The organism is Streptomyces sp. KR55, from assembly GCF_052245645.1.
GTDB lineage: Bacteria > Actinomycetota > Actinomycetes > Streptomycetales > Streptomycetaceae > Streptomyces > Streptomyces flavusporus.
The window spans coordinates 1-733 of the sequence record NZ_JBQQCE010000992.1; the positions used below are offsets into that span (position 1 = coordinate 1).

Annotated in this window: 1 protein-coding gene; it reads left to right on the top strand. The window is 72.7% G+C overall.

Features of this window, described 5'->3' with window-relative positions; translation table 11 throughout:
* A partial coding sequence (locus tag ACTWQJ_RS51975) for a condensation domain-containing protein (protein ID WP_443313295.1) occupies positions 1-733 on the top strand: 733 nt, incomplete at both ends.

Consider the following 733-nt stretch of genomic DNA (forward strand, 5'->3'; position numbering starts at 1 on the left):
CCTGCTGACCGAGGCGGCCACCGCGGGCTTCGACCTGTCCCGCGAAATCCCGCTGCGCGCCTCGCTGTACCGGAAGGGCACCGACGAGCACGTCCTGCTGTTGGTCGTCCATCACATCGCCGGGGACGAATGGTCCATGGGTCCGCTGGCCCGTGACCTGGCCGTCGCCTACCGGGCCCGCCTGGACGGCACCGCCCCGCGCTGGGCGGAGCTGCCGGTGCAGTACGCCGACTACGCCCTGTGGCAGCGAGAACTCCTGGCCGGTGAGGACCGGCCCGGCACGGTCGCCCACGAACAGCTCGCGTACTGGCGGGAGACACTGGCCGGCCTGCCCGACGAGCTGGACCTGCCCACCGACCGGCCGCGTTCCGCGATGACCGGCCGCAGCGGCGCGTCGCTGCCGATCACCTTCGACGCCGCACTGCACCGGAGCCTGCTGCGGCTGGCCGGAGAGCGCCGCGCCACCCTGTACATGGTGCTGCACGCCGGACTGGCCGGTCTGCTGACCCGGCTGGGCGCCGGCGCGGACATCCCGATCGCGGGCCCGGTCGCGGGCCGCACCGACGAGGCGCTCGACGACCTCGTCGGGTTCTTCGTCAACACCCTGGTGTTGCGCGCCGACACCTCAGGCAATCCCGCCTTCGACGAACTGGTCGACCGGGTCCGGGACGTGGATCTGGCGGCCTACGCCCACCAGGACCTGCCCTTCGAGCGGCTCGTGGAGGTCCTCAAC